Annotated in this window: 19 protein-coding genes; 11 read left to right on the plus strand and 8 right to left on the minus strand. The window is 45.0% G+C overall.

The window, feature by feature from the left end; genetic code table 11:
- Positions 1-13: 13 nt before the first annotated feature.
- From NST74_RS05395 to NST74_RS05405, 3 genes are read right to left on the minus strand one after another with little or no spacing between them, the layout of a single operon-like run.
- Entirely contained in the window at positions 14-796 is a 783-nt protein-coding gene (locus tag NST74_RS05395) for an STM4013/SEN3800 family hydrolase (RefSeq protein WP_341110842.1), read from the minus strand.
- The gene (locus NST74_RS05400) at positions 796-2,133 is read right to left on the minus strand and encodes an STM4014 family protein (protein WP_341110843.1); all 1,338 of its coding nucleotides are present in this window, start codon (positions 2,131-2,133) and stop codon (positions 796-798) included. Before NST74_RS05400 ends, NST74_RS05395 begins: the two co-directional genes overlap by 1 nt.
- Positions 2,093-2,938 (minus strand): STM4015 family protein, encoded by an 846-nt coding sequence (locus tag NST74_RS05405; RefSeq protein WP_341110844.1) that lies wholly within the window; start codon positions 2,936-2,938, stop codon positions 2,093-2,095. Before NST74_RS05405 ends, NST74_RS05400 begins: the two co-directional genes overlap by 41 nt.
- A gap of 268 nt (positions 2,939-3,206) precedes the next feature.
- Between NST74_RS05405 and NST74_RS05410 the strand changes: the two genes are divergently transcribed.
- The 4 genes from NST74_RS05410 to NST74_RS05425 all read left to right on the plus strand — a co-directional run bounded on the left by NST74_RS05410 (position 3,207) and on the right by NST74_RS05425 (position 6,181).
- Positions 3,207-4,682, plus strand: a complete 1,476-nt coding sequence (locus NST74_RS05410; protein WP_341110845.1) for an amidase family protein — start codon at positions 3,207-3,209, stop codon at positions 4,680-4,682.
- Positions 4,683-4,754: 72 nt separating this feature from the next.
- Positions 4,755-5,258, plus strand: a complete 504-nt coding sequence (locus tag NST74_RS05415) for an NAD(+) diphosphatase (RefSeq protein WP_341115831.1) — start codon at positions 4,755-4,757, stop codon at positions 5,256-5,258.
- Between the two features lies 1 nt (position 5,259).
- On the plus strand, positions 5,260-5,610 hold the full coding sequence (locus NST74_RS05420) for a cupin domain-containing protein (RefSeq protein WP_341110846.1): 351 nt from the start codon (positions 5,260-5,262) through the stop codon (positions 5,608-5,610).
- A gap of 25 nt (positions 5,611-5,635) precedes the next feature.
- The gene (locus tag NST74_RS05425) at positions 5,636-6,181 is read left to right on the plus strand and encodes a GNAT family N-acetyltransferase (RefSeq protein ID WP_341110847.1); all 546 of its coding nucleotides are present in this window, start codon (positions 5,636-5,638) and stop codon (positions 6,179-6,181) included.
- A gap of 118 nt (positions 6,182-6,299) precedes the next feature.
- Here NST74_RS05425 and NST74_RS05430 read toward each other — a convergent pair whose 3' ends face one another.
- From NST74_RS05430 to NST74_RS05450, 5 genes are all read right to left on the minus strand, one after another.
- On the minus strand, positions 6,300-7,988 hold the full coding sequence (locus NST74_RS05430; protein WP_341110848.1) for a glycoside hydrolase family 13 protein: 1,689 nt from the start codon (positions 7,986-7,988) through the stop codon (positions 6,300-6,302).
- A 37-nt stretch (positions 7,989-8,025) separates the two neighbouring features.
- Positions 8,026-8,847 carry a carbohydrate ABC transporter permease gene (locus NST74_RS05435; RefSeq protein WP_170880249.1) on the minus strand — a complete coding sequence of 274 codons (822 nt, stop codon included), beginning with the start codon at positions 8,845-8,847 and terminating at the stop codon, positions 8,026-8,028.
- Positions 8,844-9,710, minus strand: coding sequence for a carbohydrate ABC transporter permease (locus NST74_RS05440; RefSeq protein WP_036680400.1), 867 nt, complete (start codon positions 9,708-9,710; stop codon positions 8,844-8,846). Before NST74_RS05440 ends, NST74_RS05435 begins: the two co-directional genes overlap by 4 nt.
- An 82-nt stretch (positions 9,711-9,792) precedes the next feature.
- A complete protein-coding gene (locus NST74_RS05445; RefSeq protein WP_341110849.1) occupies positions 9,793-11,064 on the minus strand; it encodes an ABC transporter substrate-binding protein in 1,272 nt (423 codons plus the stop codon).
- A 153-nt stretch (positions 11,065-11,217) separates the two neighbouring features.
- Positions 11,218-12,222, minus strand: coding sequence for a LacI family DNA-binding transcriptional regulator (locus NST74_RS05450; protein ID WP_042124684.1), 1,005 nt, complete (start codon positions 12,220-12,222; stop codon positions 11,218-11,220).
- Between the two features lie 396 nt (positions 12,223-12,618).
- On the opposite strand from NST74_RS05450, the gene NST74_RS05455 reads away from it, so the two are divergent.
- The 7 genes from NST74_RS05455 (at position 12,619) to abc-f (ending at position 20,718) form a co-directional block, all read left to right on the plus strand.
- Positions 12,619-13,572 (plus strand): AraC family transcriptional regulator, encoded by a 954-nt coding sequence (locus tag NST74_RS05455; RefSeq protein WP_341110851.1) that lies wholly within the window; start codon positions 12,619-12,621, stop codon positions 13,570-13,572.
- 7 nt (positions 13,573-13,579) lie between these two features.
- Positions 13,580-14,656, plus strand: a complete 1,077-nt coding sequence (locus NST74_RS05460) for a Gfo/Idh/MocA family protein (RefSeq protein WP_042124688.1) — start codon at positions 13,580-13,582, stop codon at positions 14,654-14,656.
- Between the two features lie 59 nt (positions 14,657-14,715).
- Complete coding sequence (locus tag NST74_RS05465) at positions 14,716-15,447, plus strand: ThuA domain-containing protein (protein ID WP_042124690.1); 732 nt, start codon at positions 14,716-14,718, stop codon at positions 15,445-15,447.
- Complete coding sequence (locus NST74_RS05470; RefSeq protein WP_042124692.1) at positions 15,448-16,416, plus strand: sugar phosphate isomerase/epimerase family protein; 969 nt, start codon at positions 15,448-15,450, stop codon at positions 16,414-16,416.
- A 139-nt stretch (positions 16,417-16,555) separates the two neighbouring features.
- Positions 16,556-17,275: a copper homeostasis protein CutC gene (locus NST74_RS05475; protein ID WP_341110853.1), complete on the plus strand. Its 720-nt coding sequence runs from the start codon at positions 16,556-16,558 to the stop codon at positions 17,273-17,275.
- A gap of 296 nt (positions 17,276-17,571) precedes the next feature.
- The gene (locus NST74_RS05480; RefSeq protein ID WP_341110855.1) at positions 17,572-18,486 is read left to right on the plus strand and encodes a L,D-transpeptidase family protein; all 915 of its coding nucleotides are present in this window, start codon (positions 17,572-17,574) and stop codon (positions 18,484-18,486) included.
- Between the two features lie 381 nt (positions 18,487-18,867).
- A complete protein-coding gene (abc-f, locus tag NST74_RS05485; protein WP_341110856.1) occupies positions 18,868-20,718 on the plus strand; it encodes a ribosomal protection-like ABC-F family protein in 1,851 nt (616 codons plus the stop codon).
- Positions 20,719-20,780: the final 62 nt, after the last annotated feature.

Genomic DNA, 20,780 nt, shown 5'->3' on the forward strand with positions numbered 1-20,780 from the left:
TTCCTTTTTCTTTTTATAGAATAAATTCCCGGTAAGGGACGTTCCATACGGTCTCGTGAGCCAAGCGATGCCCCTGATAGCCATCTTCACCATAGGCGGTTCCATGATCAGAAAACGCCAGACAGAAGGTAGGATTGCCACGTTCCCGGAAGGCATCGAATAATCGGCCCAGTTCACCATCCACATATCGGAGTGCGGCGCGCTGGCTGTCTACGGAGTCCTTTTTAGCACCGGGTATAAAATAATGGTTCGGTCCGTGAATGGCAGAAACGTTGAGGAACATGAACAGTCTTTGCTCGCTTGGAGTATCCTTCAGCAGCTTTAAGGCATGGTTCACCTGATGCTCTGTGGAACGCGGATTGGTGACCCCGAACGTCATCCGCCAGTAGCTGCGCTGGAAATAGCTTGGTAGCACACGGGCGAGTGGGTTTTTTTTGGTGAAAAAAATAACCCCCCCAATACAAATCGTACGGTAGCCCTCGGCAGCAAGCCCGGATACGATATCGGGTGTATCGAACAGCCAGGTATGGGGATGCGTCTTCATTCCGGTATTTCGGGAATGGAACATGCGGATATGTTCTTTCTTATCCGTTGTGGCTGGTGTAGGCAAGAAGCCGCCGAAGAAGGCATGATGAGCGGCATAAGTAAAGCTGCCTGGGGTATGTCTTTTTTCCCATGATCCGGTTCCGCACAAGTTCGGGCAGTTCGCTTCTTCCATAACAGCAGCATCATAACGAAGCGTATCGAGTGTGATCATAAGAATGTCATGAGTGCCGACGATGGTGTTCATATCCATTAAGATAAACCTTCCTTTATAAGCGGTGTGGAGGGAGGCGTGATATAGTCTCTGGCCGACAATACCTTCATCTCCCATTCGTAGGTGCTGCAGCCGCGGTATTTCACATCGTAAAGCAAGTCGCCAAATGGATTGACATCCGCGACAAAACATTGCTGTGAACCCCCGGATACCAGGACATCAATTCCGGCTACCCCGGAACGGGGAAAAGCGGCCAGTGCTTGCACAGCGGTGTTCTGCACCTGCTCCTGTACGGATTCAGACAGCCCGGCTTCCGAAAGAGACATCCGCTGGTTGCGTAAATGCAGATTCGTAATTGGTGTAGGGCTGACCCGAGCAACCGCGTGGCAGGCCTCGCGGAGAACGACTAGCTGGCGAATATCGAATGCTTTTCCCTTAAGCCCCGCTTTAGGGATCCATTGCTCAGCATAAGCACCGTGCTGGTAGATCCAGTTCATAATTCCCGAGATTGTGGCGGTATCCGTGTACCGTCGCAGTGTACCGGAATTATAGTAAATGGGTGGTCGAGTGATGTAATTCTCGACCCCCACTGTTGTTAAGGCAATTTCGGCACCCGTCACGGGATGGATCTGATAAGCGACCACTCCGGAAGCGGCAGAGCCGAAGGCCAGCTTAATGAATACCCGGTGCATGCGCCGGGATAACATCATCTCCCGGAGAGAGTCATAATCTGTAGGCTGCTGATCTTCGCCTAATGGGCGAGGGATTGGAATCCCCGCCTTACTCAGAATCTGTTGAGTCTGGCGTTTATCGGTCATAGCCGCTATCTCGGCAGGGTCATTTAACCATAACGAACCCGGACATGCGGTTTTGGCTTCGCGCTGTAGTCTAGCCAGCATTCGGCAGTAGCCGCGGAACCATTGGGATGGATGATGCAGGACACCTTGCATGTCCTTCAATTGACGGGCTACCTTCACGCGGAGTGGCCGCGGATCAGGTCTATCGGCGTAGGGGTGAAGCGAATCGTCCATATCATCCGAATCCGGCGCACCCAGAGCGATTAAGGCTCGTTCTATCTCGAAGCTGCTGCCAGGTGACTCCAGTCTCAGTAAGGGAGGAGCTGCATTGAGATCTATTCCGTTATAAACGGAGGGCTGACGGGATAACGGCTTCTTCTGCTCCTCCATAAGATCACTTAACGATCTACCTTGCAGAAACTCAGCGTACGATAAAATGATGGCAGGAGGCATTCCGAGATCGGAACGCGCTTGCTGGATGCCGCTAGTCCGTTTATCACCGGGAATACCGATAACAATCATCGGCCTCATGAGGGGCTCACTCTGTGATGGAAGGATAACGCCAGTCTTCCTCATCATCGCTTTCCTGCTTGTCGCTTACATCAACAGGTAATCCACTCTTCTGCCAGCGGTTAATCATTTCGTCAGACATATAATGATGGCTAAGGTTTAATGCTTTCAGTCCTTTGATTCGATCGCTGGCGAGAAGTAATTCAGCACCTTCGTCGCTAAGGGTACCAAGTGACAGATCAAGCGTATCCAGTTGATCCAGAATAGGAGCGTCTGCAAATGCACCTGCGATCTCATCTTGAATCTGACTGTTTTTTAAACCAAGATAAGTAAGTTTAGGGAACTTTCCTACTTCTATAAGAGGGAGAAGATCTGCGAGACTGCCGTCAAATCCGTAATCTTCTACGCCTAGATATAGCTCCAGCTTGCGCAAATTCGGCAATTGGCTAGTTGCAATATGTTCAAGAACAGTTGTGCCTAAGCCTCCACTTATAATAATCAGTTCTTCTAGCTTGTCGTGTTTTAGTTCTGAGAGACTCAGCTCATTCCCACCTTGAATCGTGAGTGATTGCAGCTCTGGAAAAGCGGGGAGCAGCGGTGATAGATCGCTTTGGGTAATCCAAGAAATCTCACATTCCTCAGAGCTCATCTCGCCTATGAAAAGCTTGCGTAAAGCAGGGAAACTAGCGCTATGCGTAACGAGTGCCTCTACAACCTCTTCGGAACCATTCTCGTAAGCTTGGCCCCAATCGCCGATAATTAGGCTGGTCAGCGAAGAACTTTCAGGGCTGCTGCTAAGCTTCTCAATTTCTGTGCCGATTCTTTGGCCTTCCTCAAATTCGTCGTATCCGATGCTAAGCTTTACTTCCGTCATGGGCATTCCCTCCCGGAAAAATTTAACTTCGGAAATACCCTATCATCTGTAGGCGAGGGAGTCAAATCACAGGTAAAAATAATTATAGTCAAATTCGTCATGTCATTGCGCTAAGAATTTATGGTAGGTTTATGCTAGGGAGAATTACATTATTTTGAAATATAAGAAAGTGACGTTTCACACTATACTTTAACCTTATATTTCTCGCTAAACGCTTACCTTCCTTATAAGGATGTCGTAGGCGATTATATTTGAAGGAGCTGCTCTAATGAAGATCAAACTTCAGGAATGGATAATAGAAGCGGATATTGCAAAACTGCAAGCGGCTATGGAAGCAGGAGTAGTTAACTCAGAAGATTTGGTCGCTGCATATTTGGAACGGATTCATAAGTACGATATAGATATAAACGCAATTTTAGAAATTAATCCAGACGCTAAGGACATCGCGAGAGCACTGGATATTGAACGTAAGGAACAAGGAAGCCGGGGAATTCTACACGGTATTCCTATATTATTGAAGGATAATATTGATACCGCGGATAAAATGCATACGAGCGCTGGCTCAATAGCTTTAGCAGGATCATTTGCGGCAAAAGATTCCTTCGTAGCTGCTAAGCTTCGGTCGGCAGGGGCTGTTTTGCTTGGGAAGGCGAATATGTCGGAGTGGTCTAACTTTATGTCCAGTTCAATGCCGGCTGGGTATAGCTCACGGGGAGGGCTAGTGCTGAATCCTTATGGACCTGGGAGTGTATTTGTCAGCGGCTCTAGTTCTGGCCCTGCGGCAGCTATTGCGGCGAATTTGGCAGCAGTATCGATTGGAACGGAAACCGCAGGATCAATTGTTGGTCCTGCCAGTCAGCATGCTCTCGTCGGGATCAAACCCACGGTCGGATTAGTCAGTCGTACTGGAGTAATTCCTATTTCAGTTAGCCAAGACACCCCTGGACCTATAGCTAAAACAGTTACGGATGCGGCGATTATTTTGGGAGCATTAACGGGAGTGGATGACAAGGATGAAGCAACATTTTCGAGCGAGAAGCATGCTTTTACAGACTATACTCCATTTTTAGATAAAAGCTTTATACGGCAAGCAAGAATAGGCATCCCACGGCATTATTATAACCATTTAGATGCAGAGCGGCTTTCAATTATGGAAGCAGCTATTCAGACCTTGAAGAACGAAGGGGCTACGATTATAGATCCAGTTACACTTTACGTTGAACAGCAAAACTGGAATAATGATGTGATCTGCTATGAATTTAAAAAGGGGCTCAATACGTACTTATCTGGGGTAGATGATTCCGTTCCGGTTCACTCTTTGCAAGAATTGATAGCGTATAATGAACGTCATGCCGAAATCGCATTACAATATGGGCAAGACACATTAACTAGGTCAGAGGAAGTAACTTTAACCGAAGAAGAATATCAGCAAAAGAAACAAGAATACAGAGCAGTAGCACTCGAGCAAGGAATAGATTACGTGTTGGAACAATATAGCTTGGATGCATTATTATTGCCTGGTGATGTAGATGGTATGTATATTGCAGCGCGTTTGGGGTATCCGTTAGTTACCGTTCCGGCAGGATTTGTAGCTCAAGGCATTATTGATGCTGACGGTGATCCTACAAGGGGGCCCTTTGGTGTAGTTTTTTCCGGAAAAGCCTATAGTGAGTCTACGCTCCTATCCATAGCCTATGGGTTTGAACAAGCAACGCAGCATCGTGTTCCACCGCAACTGGAATAGGTATTGACTACTTTATTATAGAAAGAAGAGATCAGCTTGAAATATTGTCTCGAATGTGGAACTGCGTTAGTAATGAAAGAAAGCGATGGGGAAGGGCAAGTGCCTTATTGTAATGCATGTGAAGTGTTCAGATTCCCTATTTTTAGCACAGCTATCAGTACGGCGGTATTAAATCGGGACATGAATAAGATTCTATTAATCCAGCAGTATAACCGTCTAGATTACATATTACTTGCAGGGTACGTGAATAAAGGTGAAGATGCGGAAACAACACTTATTCGGGAGGTAAAAGAAGAGGTAGGTCTTGATATTGTAAGCTATGAATATATGCGCAGCTTGTATTTCGCACCTTCTAATACGTTAATGCTGAATTTTATAGGTGTTGCAGATTCGGAGGACTTAAGTCAGGTGAGTGCTGAGGTCGATCATGCACAGTGGTTTACATTGGAAGAGGCTGCCAGAGCCATTAAAAAGAACAGTCTTGCGGAAACCTTCTTATTGGCAATTATTGAGAAAATAAATGCGGGACAGGTACAGGTGAATTCGAATCCAGTAACTGTAGGAGGAACAGTGTAAGATGCGAGTATATAACTTTGCCAAAGAAGCTGGTAAATCGATTGATGCATTCGGCAGTCAACAGCTTTTGATGTCGAGAATACTGACAGCGGCAGATTCTCCGCATGTAGGTTGTATGCACTTGGGTGAGAATGGACTTGTGGGCTGGCATCAGGCTCCGATACCACAGCTTTTTCTGGTCGTTAGTGGAGAAGGCTGGGTCAGAGCAGGGGAAGAAGCAGATATTTCAGTTAGCGCGGGTTCTGCCGTGTTTTGGGACAAAGGCGAATGGCATGAGACACGCACGGAGACAGGACTAACAGCGATATTGATCGAAGCGGAGAATATGAGTTTGACGATGCCGATGGTGTGAGAGATTGTTGAGCGGAGGTAAACCAATGTTTAATCAAGAGAAGAGAACAATTACGACCGAAAGATTGATGTTGAGACCCTTTGAATTAGCTGATGCAAAACGTGTCTCTGATCTCTGCAATAATTATAATGTCTACAAAAGTACGCTGACCCTACCTTATCCATACCCTGTCGAATGTGCAATAGCATGGATTGAAGCTCATGAAGAGAATTTTATCAATAATATACATTATGAGTTTGCGATTACTGATAAAAGCTCAAACGAGCTCTGTGGAGCTATAGGACTGACAAATAAGCAAGCACACCGAAACGGTGAAGTTGGCTATTGGATCGGTGAGGAATATTGGGGTAAAGGATATGCAACTGAAGCAACAAAAGCGATCCTTGCGTTTGCTTTTTCAGAAAAGCATTATCATAAAGTATTTGCAAGACACTTTGCTTCAAATCCAGCCTCTGGGCGGGTGATGCAAAAATGTGGAATGGTAAAGGAAGGCATTTTATTACAGCATATCTACAAAGAAAATAAATATGATGATCTTATTCATTATGGAATTATAAACACGGAAGGTTAAGCTACAAAAAGTAAATTATTAATGTTCTTACAAGTAAATATACAAGCAAAAAGGAGCCGAGCGGCTCCTTTTTGTAGTTCTGCTATTGAACTTAGATAAACAGATCCAGTGGGTCCGATTAGCTAAGCTTATATACACGAGCTTCATAAGGACGAAGCTGAATCGTGTTTATTTCATCTTCTGCATTTACTTCGTAGTTGGCAATGAGCAGTTCCTTCGCTTGGAATTTCACAGTAGAAGGAAGCTCGAATACCGTAGAATCTCCGAAGAAATTCAATACAACAAGCAGTTGTTCTTCTCCAAGAGTTCGCAGATAAGCATATACCTGCTCATTCTCTTCAGCCAAGATTGTATAACTTCCGTATACGATAATCTCATGTTGCTTACGCAGCTCAATTAGCTTCTTATAGTAGTAGAAAATAGAATCAGGATCAGCTAGCGCATTCTCCACATTAATGTCCTGGTAGTTAGGATTCACAGCCAGCCACGGAGTGCCGGTGGTGAATCCTGCCTGTGGCTCGGAGTTCCATTGCATCGGCGTACGGCCATTGTCCCGACCTTTGATGTAAATGGAATTCATGATTTTTTCTTCCGAGTGTCCAGCAGCCGAGTATTCCTTATACATATTTACAATTTCAATATCCTTGTAGTCGTCGATAGATGCGAACTGTACATTCGTCATCCCGATTTCTTCACCTTGATAGATGTAAGGTGTACCTTGGAGTGTGTGAAGCAGTGTTGCCAGCATTTTGCCAGACTCTTTCGGGAACAGCTTATCATCTCCAAAGCGGGATAACATTCGCGGCTGATCATGGTTGTTCATATACAAGCTGTTCCAACCCTTACCGTCCAGCGCGACTTGCCACTTGGAAATAATGGACTTAATGTCCGCCAGCTTCCAAGGTTGTACATTCCATTTGCCTCCAGGTCCAGAATCGACGTCCATAAGCTCAAAATGGAATACCATGTTCAGCTCATTACGGTCCTCGGAAACATACAGTGAAGCTTCTTCTGGAGTGACATTAACGGCTTCACCCACGGTCATGATATCGTACTTGGATAGGACCTCACGGTTCATTTCCTGCATATACTCATGTACGCGCGGACCATTAACAAAATAGTCTCCTCCGAAGTGGTACGTAGGCTGGTCTCCGTTACTTTCTTCAGAAACGCTAGGTAATTCTGGTACTTTGGAAATCAAGTTGATTACGTCCATACGGAATCCGTCGATTCCTTTATCCAGCCACCAAGTCATCATATCGTAGATTTCCTTGCGCAGCTTTGGATTTTCCCAATTTAGGTCCGGTTGTTTTCGTGAGAAGAGATGGAGGTAATATTCTTCTGACTTCTCATCGTATTCCCAAGCCGACCCACTGAAGAAGGAGCCCCAGTCGTTAGGCGGTTGTCCATCTTTACCAGGACGCCAGATATAATAATCACGATAAGGGTTATCCTGCGATTTGCGGGATTCCATGAACCAGGCATGCTCATCTGAGGAATGGTTAACTACGAGATCCATAATCAGCTTCATACCGCGGGTGTGAAGTCCAGCTAACAGTTCCTCCCAATCGGAGAGTGTTCCGAAATCATCCATAATACTTTGATAATTACTGATATCATAACCGTTATCGTCATTTGGCGACTGGTACACTGGGCATAGCCAGACCACGTCGACGCCAAGATGATTTAAATAATCGAGTTTCGAAATAATCCCTTGCAGATCACCAATGCCATCCCCGTTGCTGTCTTTGAAGCTGCGGGGGTAGATTTGATACACTACGCTTTCTTTCCACCATTTCTTTTCCAAGGTAATAATCTCCTATCTCTGTATAGATCTAGCTGTTTTATTTAATAGACCCTGATGTTAGTCCGCTGATAATCCATTTTTGCGCGAACAAGTAGACGATGAGCATCGGGGTTAATGCGAGCAGATATGAAGCAAACGCTAAGTTGAAATCTGTGCTGAACTGCCCCTGGAACACATATTGTACAAGCGGAAGTGTGTAGGAATCCTGATCGCCGAGTAGAACCAGCGGTAACATAAAGTCATTCCAAGTGGACAGACAAGACAGGATACCGATCGTTGCACTGACAGGAGCAAGGAGTGGAAAAATAATCTTCCAGAATGTTCCAAATGTCGACGCACCGTCTACTGTTGCCGCTTCTTCCAGTTCGTACGGAATGGAACGGATATAACCGGTGTATACAAATACGTTAAAGGCCAGACCATAAACAACGTATAGAATAATAATCCCTACAATGTTGTTCATGTGCAGGTCCGTAGTCACTTTGACCACAGGCAGCATAATAATCTGGAAAGGGATAAACATAGCACTAATAAAATAGAAGTATAGTACTTTGAAAAATCTTCGTTTCATATTACGTGCAATAGCATAGGCTACCATGGAGTTGGTAAGCAATATGAACACAACTGTTGTAATGGTAATTACGGTACTATTTCCTAATGCATTGAAGAAATTCGTTGCCTTAATGGCATTGGAGAAGTTCTCAAAATGCAGGCCGGTTGGCAGCGAGAATATAGATTGAGCCATTTCCTCGGGATTCTTGAGTGCGATGGCAATGGTCATGTAAAGCGGAAACAGGATCAGTAGTGAGCCTAGGGCGATAAGAATCGTTACTGGCCAATTGGTTGATTTTTTGATCATAAGTCCATCTCCCGTTTCTGCAGAAATTTAAGCTGAAGGGCGGAGATAACGACAATCACGATAAAATAAATTACGGCGTTCGCCGATTGATAGGCAAATTCTCCGCCTTGGAAGCCGCCTGTGTAGATTAAGTGGGCAATAGATTGTGTTGAACGACCTGGACCCCCGCCTGTCAAAGCGACGATTTGGTCAAATACCATCAGACCGCCCTTCATCGCGAGCACCATATTGATGGTGAAGAAGGAAGCAAGCATTGGGAACGTAATGCTCCAGAATTCTCTCCAGCGGCTAGCACCATCCAGATTGGAAGCTTCGTAAAGATCGTGAGGAATGGTTTGAAGACCCGCCAAATAGAGAATTGTGTTATAAGCAATCCCTTGCCAAACGGCTACAATGACGATACCGATCCAAGCCCAATCCGAGTTACCGAGAATGTTCTGTGATAAGAATTCGCTGCCGAGTTTCGCACCCCAAATAGGGAATACATTAGCGAATAAGTAGTTAAAAATAAAGCCGACAATCAATACACTGAGGATATTCGGCAAGAAATATACGCCACGGAAAAAGTTTTTGGCTTTAATTTTGGCGTTAAGTCCAAGCGCAATCAACAAGCTGATGATGTTGATAAGAATTGTGGTTAAAATGGCATATTTAAAAGTGAACACATATGAATTCAACACATTTTCGTCTTGAAAAATGTTAATGAAGTTCTTAAATCCTACGTAATCAAAGCTGTCACTAAAGCCGTCCCAGTTTGTGAACGAATAATATATACCCTGAATTGCAGGAAAGGTATGGAAGGCAAAGAAAAGAAGTAATGCCGGTATAGTCATCAGATAAAAGGCGACTCGGCGTTTGGCCATCATGTAATCCTCCTCATTGTAAAAGCGAAAGAGAAGTGGGGAAGCCCCGTTCTCTTTCGCGGTTCATGTTTGTCTGATCTGGTTATTTCCGGTTAGCTACTTTATCCCATTCCTTATCAAGCTGATCTAGGTAAGCTTTTATATCTTTCTTTTGTAAGAAGGATTGGTTGATGGTATCCACTTTCATTGCACTTGGGATGTAGTGGTCAGCAAAGTCAGCCAAGTTACCTGCGGTAAACGCTTCTTTGAAGCCGTCCATCGTTGGATCATCTTGTGTTACACCTTGTACAGCTGGGAATGCTTTTTGCTCATTGATGTATAGGCTAACATTCTCAGGTTGAAGCAGGAAGTCTACGAATTTCTTTGCTTCTTCTTTATGTTTAGTGTTCTTGGAAATCGTCAGCAACGTATCTACGCCAGAAATGACCTTGTTAGCGGCAGCATCATTTGTTGCTGGGAATGGGAATACGCCAAGTTCAATGGATGGATTGGCTTTCACGATTTCCGGGATCGCCCATACCCCTTGCAGGTACATTGCGGATTCACCTTTAGCGAATGCTGTGTTTCCGTCATTGTAACCTTTACCAAAAATATCTTTTTGTCCGAATTCGGTCAGCTTCAGCAGCTTTTCAGCAACCTCGGTATAGCTGTCTGCGAAGGTTACAGTACCAGCCGTACGCTCCTTGAAGAAATCATTTCCTTTAATGATCGTCGCAAGGGAGTTGAACGGTGTAAGTGTTGTCCATGAATCCTTCAGTGTCAGGTAGAAAGCATTCTGACCGTTATCTTTGAATTTTTGAGCGACAGCCATGAACTCATCCCAAGTAGTTGGAACAGTCACACCGGCTTCAGCGAACATCGCTTTATTGTAAATGACACCACTTGCGTTTGAAGAGAATGGAAGACCATTCAGTTCCTCCGAACCCGTCAGGTCTTTTAGCATTTGGAGATATGCTGGCTGGATATTCTCAGCGAGTGGATCACCTGAGAAATCTTCAAAAAGACCGCTGCCAGATAACGTCTTGTAGGTGTCAGTTGCTCCGAGCCCTACTACGTCAGGAATATCTTTCTTAGCTGCACGAGTTTTCAATACCGTTTCAGCATCTGGCGGGTTAACCTGTGTAACGACAATGTTTGGATTGGCTTCATTGAATTTCGCAACCAGTTTGTCGAAAGTGGCTTTGGCTTCGGTTTTATTTTGGAAAAACTCGATTTTCACCTTTTCACCGGAGGAGGCATTTCCACCACTATTTGTACTGTTGCCAGTCGCATTGTTGCTATTATTCGTACCGCATGCACTAAGCACGGACATGGCCACTAAGCTAACCACTACGGGTTTAATTGTTTTTTTCATGATAAATCCTCCTAATAATTTGTTGGTATTATGAACATGTAAGAGATTAAACATGTACGTAAATGAAAACTAATTGATATTCTGCTACTTTAAGGCTGCGGACATGCATGAACCGATAAAGAGTAAACGTTTACGTAAAAGGGGTAAAAAGACTCAGGTAAGTGATCTTACCGTTTGTCTTTCCACGATGGAGTGATCGACAATTTTGCTTTCTACAGTCTCACCTGTTTCAATCATATGAATAAGTTTCTCTACGGCTATCTTACCAATATCGTACAGCGGTTGACGAACTGTAGTTAACGGAGGAATAATCATTTTTGCCATTCCAAGATCGTCATAACCCATAATGGATATATCCTCGGGAACACTTAAACCATATTTGATGACAGTGGAGAGGGCACCTATCGCCATTTCATCACTAGCGGCAAAGACGGCGGTGACATCAGGGGCTTGCTCCAAGAGCGTCTCCATTGCAATGCTCCCGCTTTCATACAGAAAGTCTCCAAAGGTGAGATACCGATTGTCGAAAGGAATTCCATTCGCTTCAAGCGCTTTACGATATCCCTCGGCTCTGGGTGCACCAGCGATAGCATCGCTTGGATTTCCGCTGATCATGGCGATTTTGCTATGACCTTTGGATATTAAGTAGAGAGTAGCATCATAAGCAGCTTGAAAATCGTCTACTTTCACGTATGGCACACTGGCAAACTCCGTTTGGGAAGAAACCAACACTACTGGGATTTTCATCGTTTCTAGCACATCATAATACTCTTTCTTCAAGACTTCACTAGCGTAAATAATGCCATCGACTTGCTTCTCCCTTAGGAGTTGTAAGTACTTTAACGTTCGTTTACCATCCTGGTCGGTATTACAGACCATTACACTGTAATTGCGGTCATTGGCCAATTCCTCAATGCCTTTAAGCAGATCGGAGGAGAAAGCTCCAGATACACTCGGAAACATTACACCTATGGTCTGCGTACGCTTATTGATAAGGCCACGAGCAATTGCGTTAGGTTGATAGCCAAGTTCTTTGATAGCCTCATTTACCTTTTGTTTCGTCTTGTCGGAGTACCCACTTAAGTTGTTTAGCACGCGAGAGACTGTCGCAATGGAAACGTTCGCTTTTTGTGCAACATCTTTAATTGTTGGGTTCATATCATACGTGCTCCTTAAATTACGGTTAGCCTTAGATTAAACGTTTACGCTTTGAAAAATGAAAGAAGGTAAAGTGAATTACGTAAACGCTTACCATGAATATAAATCCTGGCAGGTATACTTGTCAACTCTACTTAAAAAATTAGTGGACCCTAAGAACTATGAAAGAGAATTGATTTTTAATAGAATGAAACCGATTTAATTACCAGTAATTTCTTTTAAAACGAAGATAGAGAGCTGAAATGCAGTAAAAGCATGATATTAAGGACCGTGTACATCTAGAATTGACAAAAGAATATTAGAGGGCTACCATTTAGAGAGTAAACGCTTACGTAAAAATCGAATTTGCATGTTCAACTTGTGTTTAAATGTTCGATCGGATAAGGAGCTGCACACATGAATATTTATCTCGAAATTCCGGATGTGGATAAGCACTTTCCCTTTAGAAGTTTACTTTGTGGAGGGGATACACTGTGCTATCCGCATTGGCATAAAGAAATTGAAATTATCTATGTAACTAAAGGAAGTCTAAATCTGGGAATTAACGATACCCCTATTCACATGGAGCAGGGTGAGGTTCAGTTCATCAATGGTGGGGATGTGCATTATTTTCTTGCCTCACCTGAGAGCGAGAGGGTTGTGATCCAATTTGATCTTAACTTGTTTCAGGAAGTCGCAGCTTTGAGCGGAAATGACTATTCGCTTCGTGAGGTTTTTACGCTTATGGAGCATTCTAGTTCAAAATGGCCTGAGGGAACCGCCGAGAAGATCAAAAAGCTCATTGAGAGTATTTACGAGGAAGACGTACAGCGGAGAGAGGGGTACGCCTACTTAATCAAAGCTAGATTGTTTGAACTACTGACCGTTATTTTGCGGGAGTTTCCGAAGAGTGCAATCAATAAACAGCCTAAGTTCTCGGAAGATACACTGAATCAGTCCAGAGAGACGCTTGAGCGATTAGAGCGGATTTTTATTTATGTGGAGCAGCACTATCAGGAGGCCATTACACTGAACGAGGTAGCTAATTATATGGGCTTTAGTCCTTATTATTTTACCAAGCTATTTAAGAAGAATACGGGCATGACCTTTATAGCCTTCTTAAATGAATATCGGCTTAACAAAGCCAAATGGATATTGATCAATGATGATTTACCGATGTCTGCAGTGGCGGAAGCCGCCGGGTTTGGAAGCGTAAAGACCTTCCATCATTTTTTTAAGGAAGCAACGGGGATATCCCCACTTAAATACCATAAGACAATATTCGGGAATAAAAGAGCAAGAATGCAGGAAGAAAGCAGGTCCCGGGCTTTGTATGATAGAGATATCAAAACAGGAACAAGTGGAGGCTAGAATATAAATGACATTAACAGTAGGAATTATCGGCTGCGGAGGCATTGCGAACGGCAAACATATGCCAGCGTTAAAAAAAGTAGAAGGTGCGCGAATGGTTGCTTTTTGCGATATCGTTCCTGAGCGTGCGGAGAAGGCAAAAGCGGAGTTTGGGGATGAGAATTCTGCGGTTTACACAGATTATAAAGAACTGCTTAAAGATGCAAGTATAGATGTGATTCATGTATGTACACCGAATATTTCTCATGCTGAGATTTCCATTGCGGCTATGGAGGCAGGTAAGCATGTAATGTGCGAGAAGCCGATGGCTAAGACTACAGCAGAAGCGCAAGCCATGATCGATGCCTCAGAGCGAACTGGGAAAAAGCTAACTATCGGTTATCAGAACCGTTTCAGACCAGATTCAGCTTATCTGCATACGGTATGCGAGAATAATGGTCTTGGAGAGATTTATTATGCTAAAGCTAAGGCGATCCGTCGTCGCGCTGTTCCAACATGGGGCGTGTTTTTAGATGAGGAAGCACAAGGCGGAGGTCCATTGATTGATATCGGTACGCATGCCCTCGATTTGACCCTTTGGATGATGGATAACTACAAACCTAAATATGTTGTGGGTAACGCTTATCATAAGCTGTCCGGTCGTAAAAACGCTGCGAATGCTTGGGGTCCGTGGGATCCTGAGAAATTTACAGTTGAGGATTCCGCGATTGGATTCATTACGATGGAGAATGGCGCTAGCATTGTTCTCGAAGCCAGCTGGGCGCTGAATACCCTCGATGTTGGTGAAGCCAAGACGGTGCTTTGCGGTACTGAAGGTGGAGCGGATATGGAGAACGGTCTGCGTATTAACGGAGAAGAATACGGCAAGACATTCGAGAAGCATATTAGCCTGGAAGCTGGTGGCGTAGACTTTTATGATGGCGCAGGAGATGATCCTGCGGTGACGGAGGCTACTCAGTGGATCGACAGCATTGTTAATGACACCGAGCCTGTAGTGAAGCCAGAGCAGGCGCTCGTTGTTACCCGCATCTTAGAGGCTATTTATAAATCCTCTGAGACTGGCATGCCTGTATTTTTTGACTAATTTGAATAATCAATAAAGATTAACGACATAGATAACTATGAACTAGGAGTGTGTCCAAAGTGACCAGAGTAACGGTATGGAATGAATTCCGCCATGAACGGCAGGAAGAGAGAATTCTCAAGGTCTATCCGCAAGGGATTCACGGACAATTGGCAAGCTTCCTTCAGGAAGCCGGATTGGACGCTCAGACAGCTACGCTGGATGAACCGGAGCATGGACTGACACAAGAAGTGCTGGATAACACGGATGTACTGATTTGGTGGGGACATGTCGCCCATCAAGAAGTTAGTGATGAGATTGTAAACCGCGTTCACCAAAGAGTGCTGCAAGGTATGGGGCTAGTGGTGCTTCATTCGGGTCATATGTCCAAAATATTCATGAAGTTGATGGGCACCAGCTGCGATCTAAAGTGGCGTGAAGCAGGGGAGAAAGAGCGTCTTTGGGTCATGGACCCAAGTCACCCGATTGCTGAGGGGATTGGCGAATATATCGATTTGGAGCAAGAGGAAATGTACGGAGCACATTTTGATGTGCCAGCACCGGAGAGTCTTATTTTTGTCGGCTGGTTTGAAGGCGGCAATGTGTTCCCAAGCGGATCGACCTATCGTCGTGGGAACGGGAAGATCTTTTATTTCCAACCCGGTCATGAATCTTATCCAACCTATTACAACAAAGAAATCCAAAGAGTTATCATCAATGGCGTGAACTGGTGTGCACCAACGAAGCGTGATTATCCAGTTTACGGACATTCTGAAGCTTTGGAGCCAATCAAAGAAAAGGTGGTATTATAAATGAAATTAGGCGTATTTGATCCTGTATTTGGAAGTTTAACTCTCGATGAGATGCTTGATAAAATCGCTGCTGCTGGTTTGAATGCGGTAGAGATCGGTTCAGGAGGCAATCCCGGAAATGCTCACTGTCCAACAGATGAGCTGCTTGCCAGCGAATCAGCACGTAAGGAATATCTGGAGAAGTTCACGAAACGTGGCATTATGATCAGTGCTTTCAGTTGCCATAATAACCCGATTTCGCCGGATAAAGAAGAAGCTCGTGAAGGTGACGAAATTTTGCGTAAGTCGATCAAGCTAGCTTCACTAATGGGCGTTAAGGTAGTGAACACTTTCTCGGGAACCGCGGGAGACAGCGACGAGGCAAAAGCGCCGAACTGGCCAGTTACCCCTTGGCCTACCGTGTACAGCGACATCAAAACCTGGCAGTGGGAGCATAAACTGATCCCTTACTGGAAGGAAATCGGTAAGCTGGCAGAGGAGCATGGTGTTAAGATCGGTATCGAGCTTCATGGTGGATTCCTCTGCCATACTCCTTACACGATTCTGAAGCTTAGAGAAGCAACCTGTGATGCGATCGGCGCGAATCTAGACCCGAGCCATCTGTGGTGGCAAGGCATCGATCCTGTAGGCGCGATCAAGATTCTTGGTAAAGCTGGCGCGATCCATCATTTCCATGCCAAGGATACGTACCTGGATCAGGACAATATTAATATGTATGGTCTGACGGATATGCAGCCTTACGGCGATGTACAGACCCGCGCATGGACCTTCCGTTCCGTTGGCTGTGGACACAGCATATCTGAATGGTCAGATATCATGAGTGCGCTGCGTACTTATGGTTATGATTATGTGGTCAGCATAGAGCATGAAGACCCACTGATGACAGTAGACGAAGGCTTCCATCGTGCAGTAACCAATTTGCAATCCATTCTTATTCGCGATCAACCACAAGGTATGTGGTGGGCGTAAGGATAGTTTAAGAACGAAAGGTCTTGATTCTCTAGTTTCTGTAGAGGATCAAGGCCTTTTTTTTGCGTGTTTATGTGGATATGGATAAGGGTAATTTTCTACGCTCCATAGGAAAGAATAGTAAGGAGAAGGTTCTGAGATGAATGAAGGAGAGTCAACAATGCTACTAGAGGTTATTGCTACAACATTAAGTGACGCAGTGCTGGCCGAGCAATACGGTGCTGACCGGATTGAATTGATCACTGGGATCAGTGAAGGAGGATTGACGCCCAGTCTGGGGCTAATAGAAAAAGTACGCGACAGCGTTTCGATCCCGGTTAGAGTAATGGTTAGACCTCACGCCAGGTCTTTCTATTATGATAAGGATGATATAGAAACCATGGCGCGGGATATTCAGCATATTGCATCTATCGGTGGATTAGCTATCGTAATGGGCATGCTGGGCCAGGAGGGGTCCATTGATGAGGAGTCCCTTCAGAGGCTGCTTCATGTTGCAAAAGATCTAGAGGTGACGTTCCATCGTGCCTTTGATGAAGTGAGGGATCAATTTGAGGCGTTAGAAATATTGACGCGTTATCCTCAAATTACTGACATTCTAACATCGGGTGCTCAGACTACAGCGCCTAGAGGTGCGGAACGTATTGCTGCGCTGGAGCAGTTTAGTGCGGGGCGATCTATCTCCATTTTGGCGGGGAGTGGGTTAACGGCGGACGGGATAAGCAATTTTATACAACAAACAGGTGTACATCGGGTGCATTTTGGTTCAGCAATTAGAGAAGATGGTGATGCGCTGAAGCCGATAGATCCTCTTCGTTTGCAGGCAGTTCGAAACCTTCTGGATCAAAAAAAAGGTGACTAGCCATACCGATCATTATTGATTCCATCCCTCGATAGACTTGTCAGCAGATTTCGGTTTAATATTAAAATTGTGAATGCTGATCTAGCATTAGTTGTCTAAACATGAAATACTGAGCATATAAAATACAGAGCTGATCTTTGGTTATCCAAAGGTCGGCTTTTTTAATGTGCGTTCACGTGGTTACAGTATTGCAATCTCTGCGTCAAATGCAGGGGGACGAGTTGAAAAGAATAGGTACAGGTTGGTATGCAACTAATTTGAAATGATTTCGTCTTTATATATGGAGGTGGAGAAAATTGGGATTTTTTGTTTCGAGTAGCTGGTTTCAATCTTCATTACAGCGGAACATAAAGCTGATGCTTGTGTTTGGGCTTCTGTTCGCTGCATGTTTTACAGGTGTGGGAAAGGCGGAAGCTGCTGCTGGATCCGATCTGATTATCGTGAACAAAAAAACAAACAAACTCGCGTATTTCAGTGAGGGTAAGCTGGTAAAGATCTTTCCAGTCGCGACAGGGAAGTCGAAGGAACTGACACCCGAAGGCAGTTTCAAAATGGTAGTTAAAGTAAAGAACAGACCCTATTACAAAGAGAAAATACCCGGGGGTGATCCGGCCAATCCACTTGGCGACCGCTGGCTAGGGCTAGAAGTGAACGGAACGTATGGTACCACGTATGCGATTCACGGCAACAATAATGAGTCCTCCATAGGAAAGTATGTTAGCGCCGGATGTATTCGAATGCATAATGATGACATCCACTGGCTTTACCCAAAAATAGCTAAGAATACAAGGGTTATCATCACAACAAGCACACTGGCGATGGAGAACATTGCGACTAAAAATGGATATTCCGTAGGAAGTAAGACGTTTGCTGGAGCTTTTGAGATGGATGGAGTCACGACAAAGCTGAAAGATCCTTTTTTAATGGATAACTCGCGTGTATTTGTTCCGCTGAGAGAATCTGTAGCCCTGTTAGGTGGAATTTTACAGAGTGAAGCTGGAACGGGTGCATTGCTAATTACGATAGGCAATCGTACGGTGTCACATAAGCCGTTATCCGGTCAGGCTGTTGTGAATGGAAAAACACTTACGATGCCAGCATCCCGCAATGAAAATGGTCGATTGATGATTCCACTGAGCACCTTGCCTGAATTATTTGGTATTCAGGTGCAGTGGAGCTCGGAGTCTCAGTCGGTAAAGATTAATTTATAACTGTTCTTGAACTTTTATTTCTAAGCTGTGTTGTTATATACTGTACTCATTAAACAAATTCGGACAATGACGGAGGGCCACCGACTGATGAATAACTAACACGTTTCCTAGAAGTAGACCACTTAAGCTTGTGAAGTGCATATGCACAAGTCACGGAGCACCCATGCAGGGTGATAACGGTCAGGGATACGTGTGTCGGTCGGGAACCTTACGTTGCTTTTATATGAATAGAACGATCTATGGTTTAGTTTACTCTGCTTGTGCAGGTGATCACGGCCGTGGTCTATTCATGTTATGGCATATTCCCCCCAACATACGCTATTAGACCGCAGACCGCTGGCTGCGGTTTTTTATTTTGTAATACAATCGGAGGAATGGAATATGACCCTAATAAAAGCGAAGAACTTACGTAAAGAATGGAACGGGAACCTGTTATTTGAGAAGGTGTCCTTTGAGATTGCAGAAGGAGAGCGTGTGCTCTTGTTTGGTCGTAATGGAATCGGCAAAACCACACTGCTTAAGGGATTGATCGGTCGCCTCACTTTTGAGGAGGGAAGTATCTATCATGGCTTGCCACGCGAGGAATGGGGAGTGCTGGATCAGCAGCTAGAGATATCAGAAGAAGTAACCGCATTGGATTATGTTCTCTCCGGGTCGGCTGAGCTCCCCCAATTGAAGCGCCGGCTTGAATCCCTCAGTCAGAGGCTACAGGAGCAGAACGACGAGAGCGAAGCGGGATTGGCAGAATACGCCGAAGTATACGGTCAATACTTGCAGCTTGATGGGTATGACTGGGAGGCTAAAGCGGAAAAATGTCTGAAGCAGCTCAAGCTTGATCGTTCGGTTTGGAATTTGCCATACCCATCGCTAAGCGGAGGGCAAAAGACACGTGTCCAACTGGCAGCATTACTAGCCCAGCAGCCGAAGCTGTTGATTCTGGATGAGCCGACGAATCACTTAGATGGAGAAACGATGGAATGGTTGGAACATTGGGTGTACACCTACCCCGGAACCGTGCTTTATGTTTCGCATGATCGTACGTTCATCGATCGAACCGCGACGGCCTTGCTGGAGCTTAGTCCAGAGGGATGTCGTCGGTATTCGGGTGGATATACGCAGTATCGGGAGCAGAAGGCGGTAGAGGCTCGAACGCTAGAGGGACAATATAAGAAGCAAGAACAGGAAAAGGAGAAGCTGCTTGAGAGTATCCGGAGATATGCCGAATGGTTCCAGCAGGCACACCGTGCTGCCGGCCAGCATGATTTCCTGCGTGCGAAATCTAAGAAAAATGTGTCTCGTCTTCATGCCAAAGAAGCGGCACTCGAACGCTTAAATAAGAACCGTGTGGAATTGCCGCGGGAGACAAGCAAGCTGAAGATGAAGCTGGAAAGTGAAGCGTTTATGGCTGACACTTTGCTGTCACTCCGTGAGATCGATTTTGCATATAAAGATAGTGCGCCTGTATTAACAGATTGTAGTTTGTCATTGCATCGAGGAGACCGTCTCGCTATTCTGGGTCCTAATGGGGTTGGTAAGTCTTCTTTGTTGAAGCTGATTGCTGGGATTCATAAACCTACCAAAGGCGAAGTGCAGCTGCATCCGCGTACGAAGATTGGCTACTTTGCGCAAGAGCTGGACAATTTAGCGGTGTCATCCACCATCCTGGATAGTTTGCTTGAACTACCCGGTATGACACAGACGGAGGCAAGAACGATTCTGGGTTGTTTTTTATTTTCGCGGGAGGATGTCTTTAAACGAATCGGTGATTTAAGTCTGGGGGAGAAATGTCGTGTAGCCTTCCTTAAATTGTACTTTGGAAAAGCGAATCTATTGGTTCTCGATGAACCCACTAATTATCTGGACATTGACACTAGAGAGCGTGTAGAAGAAGCGCTAAGGGGATATCCGGGGGGACTTGTGATGGTCTCGCATGACCGATATCTTCACGCTAAAGTAGCTAATCGTTTGGTAATCCTAGCACCGACTCAGGCACCAAAGTTTTTTCAAGGCTCCTATGAGGAATACATCTCCAAAGATAGAAGCCGAGTGCTTACCCGTAAAGAACAAGCTCGGGAGGATGATCTTGCTCTTCTGGAGCTGCGTCTGAATCAATTGATTCAGAGCGGAAGTAGGGATACGGAGGCGGAGAATGAGGCGTTAATGGCGGAAATCGTTAATCTGAGGATGCAGATTCAGGAAATAGGGGTTAAAGGAGAAGTTACATCATCATAGGGAAGAAGCGACACAACCTAGCTCAGAATAGAATGTATCTTGGGCTGGGTTTGTTCTTCGAA

This window comes from Paenibacillus sp. FSL F4-0125 (genome assembly GCF_038008565.1).
In the GTDB taxonomy this organism is placed as follows: domain Bacteria; phylum Bacillota; class Bacilli; order Paenibacillales; family Paenibacillaceae; genus Paenibacillus_AQ.

Coding starts and splice junctions, on each gene's coding strand:
- NST74_RS05395 (WP_341110842.1), bottom strand. CDS start 796: ATGGATATGAACACCATCGTCGGCACTCATGACATTCTTATGATCACA.
- NST74_RS05400 (WP_341110843.1), bottom strand. CDS start 2,133: ATGATGAGGAAGACTGGCGTTATCCTTCCATCACAGAGTGAGCCCCTC.
- NST74_RS05405 (WP_341110844.1), bottom strand. CDS start 2,938: ATGACGGAAGTAAAGCTTAGCATCGGATACGACGAATTTGAGGAAGGC.
- NST74_RS05410 (WP_341110845.1), top strand. CDS start 3,207: ATGAAGATCAAACTTCAGGAATGGATAATAGAAGCGGATATTGCAAAA.
- NST74_RS05415 (WP_341115831.1), top strand. CDS start 4,755: ATGAAAGAAAGCGATGGGGAAGGGCAAGTGCCTTATTGTAATGCATGT.
- NST74_RS05420 (WP_341110846.1), top strand. CDS start 5,260: ATGCGAGTATATAACTTTGCCAAAGAAGCTGGTAAATCGATTGATGCA.
- NST74_RS05425 (WP_341110847.1), top strand. CDS start 5,636: ATGTTTAATCAAGAGAAGAGAACAATTACGACCGAAAGATTGATGTTG.
- NST74_RS05435 (WP_170880249.1), bottom strand. CDS start 8,847: ATGATCAAAAAATCAACCAATTGGCCAGTAACGATTCTTATCGCCCTA.
- NST74_RS05440 (WP_036680400.1), bottom strand. CDS start 9,710: ATGGCCAAACGCCGAGTCGCCTTTTATCTGATGACTATACCGGCATTA.
- NST74_RS05445 (WP_341110849.1), bottom strand. CDS start 11,064: ATGAAAAAAACAATTAAACCCGTAGTGGTTAGCTTAGTGGCCATGTCC.
- NST74_RS05450 (WP_042124684.1), bottom strand. CDS start 12,222: ATGAACCCAACAATTAAAGATGTTGCACAAAAAGCGAACGTTTCCATT.
- NST74_RS05455 (WP_341110851.1), top strand. CDS start 12,619: ATGAATATTTATCTCGAAATTCCGGATGTGGATAAGCACTTTCCCTTT.
- NST74_RS05460 (WP_042124688.1), top strand. CDS start 13,580: ATGACATTAACAGTAGGAATTATCGGCTGCGGAGGCATTGCGAACGGC.
- NST74_RS05470 (WP_042124692.1), top strand. CDS start 15,448: ATGAAATTAGGCGTATTTGATCCTGTATTTGGAAGTTTAACTCTCGAT.
- NST74_RS05475 (WP_341110853.1), top strand. CDS start 16,556: ATGAATGAAGGAGAGTCAACAATGCTACTAGAGGTTATTGCTACAACA.
- abc-f (WP_341110856.1), top strand. CDS start 18,868: ATGACCCTAATAAAAGCGAAGAACTTACGTAAAGAATGGAACGGGAAC.